Here is a 3,459-nt window from a genome sequence, read left to right on the forward strand (position 1 = left end):
CGGCCGGCCCACGGCGAGGGGGCCGGCCGTCCGCGTCCTGCGGCGGTAGCAGGTCAGGCGGGCTCGGCCCCGCTCTCGCGACCGGGCTTGAACGCCACCGAGACCAGCGTGACGGCGACGCCCACCACCGCCCAGGCGATCAGCACCATCAGCGGGACGGCGATGCCGGTGCCGTTGAAGTACGCGATCGACCGGGCCACGTCGGTGCCCGCGCCGTTCGGGAACCACGCGCCGATGGCCCGCCAGAACGCCGGCATCAGCGGCGGCGGGAAGACCCCGCCCGCGCTGGGGTTGCCCAGCACCACGAAGAGCAGCACGGCCAGGCCGATGCCGACGATGCCGAACAGGCACTGCATCGCCATCGTGAACGCGCCGACCGCGAACACCACCAGGCTGCCGAGGCCGAGCAGCCCCAAGGTGGAGCCGGGCAGCGCGTCGAGCACCGGGCCGACGATCAGGGCGCCGCCGATGCCGGCCGCGACGGAGTAGAGCGCCAGCACACCCAGCCGGATCACGGCCCGGTCGGTGTTGGCCGGGCGCGAGCCGGCGCTGATGCCGAGGATCGAGGCGACCAGGTAGCCGCCGACGCACCAGCCGATCACCAGGTAGAAGGAGGAGAGCCCCTCGGCGTCCCCCGCGGCGAGCGGCACCACGTCCTCGACGGCGACCGTCCGCCCCTGGCTCCTGTCGAGCTCGGTGACGATCGTCTCGGCGGCACGGGCCGCCGCCGGGCCTCGGGCGTCGGCCACCAGCAGGGTGTCCTGGGTGCCCGCCGGGTCGACGACCAGGGCCGCGTAGATCTTCTGGTCCTTGATCCGGGCGGTCGCCTCCGCCCGGTCGGCCGCGGTGACGGCCCGCACGGCGTCGTCCGGCACGGCCTCCAGGGCCGCCACCAGCTGCGGCTGCACCTGGGGCGGGGCGACCACCGCGATGGACAGTTCGTGCGGGGACGGGTGGTGCAGGGCACCGACGTACGACACGATGAAGCCGAGCTGGAGCAGGAGGACCGCGATCACCAGCAGCGCTGCACGCGGGGTGACCGCGTCCTTGAGTTCGGCGACGAATCCCTGGGCGGGGGCGGCCATCAACATCCCCTTAGCTGTCGGTTACCTGTGGGTATCAATCAGATGATTCATACCATCAAGTACCTGCGGCCCCGGGGCTCCCGCGCCGGGCGGCCCCGCGAGCTGCGCGATACTGGCCCGGTGAGTGACGAGCAGGCTCTGCTGGCGGTGGAGCGGGAGATTGCGCTGCTGTTCCGGCGGGGGCGGGCCAAGGTCGCGGACCTGTCGCGCCAGGTGCACCCGGAACTGGAGGGCATGGCGTACAGCATGCTCGGCTTCGTCGAGCAGGCCGGCCGGGTGCGGCTGACGGACATCGGGGCGCACTTCTCGGTGGGCAAGGCCACGGTGAGCCGGCAGATCAAGACGCTGGAGGAGATCGGGCTGGTGGCCCGGGAGGCGGATCCGCTGGACCGCAGGGCAGCGCTGGTCTCGCTGACCGAGGACGGGGCGACGCGCTACCTGCGGGTGCGCAACTCCCGTACGGCCCGGTTCCGGCGCCTGATGGCGACCTGGCCGCAGGACGACGTCGCGCGGTTCGCCGACCTGCTGGAGCGGTTCAACGACCTGACCGACGACCTGACGGACGACGTGGCCGAGGAGCCGGCCGGCAACGGGGCCGACGAGGCCGTCGGGCGCTGACGGCGCGTCCGCGCGGGCCGCGGCGGCCGGGGCAAAGACCGGGCAAAAGGTACAGTCGGGGATTTTACTTGGGCTTGAATAAAGTTGCCCGAGTCAACCATTCTCCTTATGGTTGCTCAAGGCAACGAATTTTCGCACCAAAAAGCCGAAGGACCCCGATGACCGTCAGCTCACCCGTCTCGACCGGAGCCGCCGCCACCGACGACACTCCCATGACCCACCGCCAGGTCCTCGAAGCCCTCTCCGGGCTGCTGCTCGGCCTGTTCGTCGCGGTGCTCTCCTCGACGGTCGTCTCCAACGCCCTGCCGCGGATCCTCACCGACCTGCACGGCGGCGAGTCCGCCTACACCTGGGTGATCACCGCCGCACTGCTCTCGCTCACCGCGTCCACCCCGATCTGGGGCAAGCTCTCCGACCTGGTCAGCAAGAAGCTGCTGGTGCAGATCGCACTGGTGATCTACATCGTCTCCTCGGCGCTCGCCGGCCTGTCCCAGAACACCGCCGAGCTGATCGCCTGCCGGGTCCTGCAGGGCATCGGCGCCGGCGGCGTCACCGCTCTCGCGCAGATCTGCCTCGCCGCGATGGTCCCGCCGCGCGAGCGCGGGCGCTACAGCGGCTACTTCGGTGCGATCTTCGCGCTGGCCACCATCGGCGGCCCGCTGATCGGCGGCGTCATCGTCGACACCTCCTGGCTCGGCTGGCGCTGGTGCTTCTACGTGGGCATCCCGTTCTCGCTGGTCGCCATCCTGGTGCTGCAGCGGACTCTCAAGCTCCCCGTCGTCCGGCGCAAGGCGAAGATCGACTACCTCGGCGCGACGGTCATCACCGGCGCCGTCAGCCTGCTGATGATCTGGATCACGCTGGCCGGCAAGAACTACCCCTGGCTCTCCTGGCAGACCTTCGCCATGGTCGGCGGCGGCCTCCTGCTCGGCGCCCTCGCCGTGCTCGTCGAGCGCCGCGCGGCCGAGCCGATCATCCCGCCGGCCCTCTTCCGGCACCGCACCGTCGTCCTCGCCGCCACCGCCAGCGTGCTGGTCGGCGTGGGGATGTACGGCGCGACGACCTTCCTCAGCCAGTACTTCCAGCTGGCCCGCGAGAAGTCGCCGACGATGGCCGGCCTGATGACGCTGCCGATGATCCTCGGCCTCGCGGTCTCCTCCACCGTGGCCGGCCGGCTGATCACCCGGTACGGCCGCTGGAAGGGCTACCTGGTCGCCGGAACGTTCCTGCTGGCGGTCGGCTTCGGCCTGCTCGGCACCGTCCGCGACGACACGTCGTACGGGCTGCTCTCGCTCTACATGGCGCTGACCGGCATCGGCCTCGGCCTGACCATGCAGAACCTCGTCCTCGCGGTGCAGAACACCGTGCCGCGCCACGAGCTCGGCGCGGCCAGCTCGGTCGTCACCTTCTTCCGCACCATGGGCGGCGCGATGGGCGTCTCGGCGCTCGGCGCCCTGATGACCGACCGGGTCGGCCGGTACCTGACCGAGAACCTGGCCGCCGCGGGCGTCCCGTCCGGCGGCGCGGTCGGCGGCGGCGAGATCCCCGACCTGCACAAGCTGCCCGCACCGCTCGTCCCGCTGGTGACGGACGCGTTCGGCCACGGCGTGGGCGTGGTGTTCCTGATGGCGGCGCCGTTCGCGCTGCTCGCGTTCCTGGTGGTGCTCTTCATCCACGAGGCACCGCTGAAGACCGGCGCCGAGGCCTGACCGCCGGCACCCTGCGGACAACGCACGACGGCCGGGGCGGATGATCC

The 3,459-nt window shown here is 71.5% G+C and carries 3 protein-coding genes; 2 read left to right on the forward strand and 1 reads right to left on the reverse strand.

Translation table 11 applies throughout. From position 1 onward, the window contains the following. Positions 1-53 precede the first annotated feature (53 nt). Entirely contained in the window at positions 54-1,085 is a 1,032-nt protein-coding gene (locus ACFUK0_RS39955; protein WP_380258971.1) for a DUF3533 domain-containing protein, read from the reverse strand. 120 nt (positions 1,086-1,205) lie between these two features. Between ACFUK0_RS39955 and ACFUK0_RS39960 the strand changes: the two genes are divergently transcribed. Together ACFUK0_RS39960 and ACFUK0_RS39965 are read left to right on the forward strand one after the other, a co-directional pair. After that, entirely contained in the window at positions 1,206-1,703 is a 498-nt protein-coding gene (locus ACFUK0_RS39960; protein ID WP_380258973.1) for a MarR family winged helix-turn-helix transcriptional regulator, read from the forward strand. Between the two features lie 158 nt (positions 1,704-1,861). Then, positions 1,862-3,412, forward strand: a complete 1,551-nt coding sequence (locus ACFUK0_RS39965) for an MDR family MFS transporter (protein ID WP_380258975.1) — start codon at positions 1,862-1,864, stop codon at positions 3,410-3,412. Positions 3,413-3,459 lie beyond the last annotated feature (47 nt).

Origin of the sequence: Kitasatospora sp. NPDC057223 (assembly GCF_042669755.1) — a bacterium.
Classification (GTDB): Bacteria; Actinomycetota; Actinomycetes; order Streptomycetales; family Streptomycetaceae; genus Kitasatospora.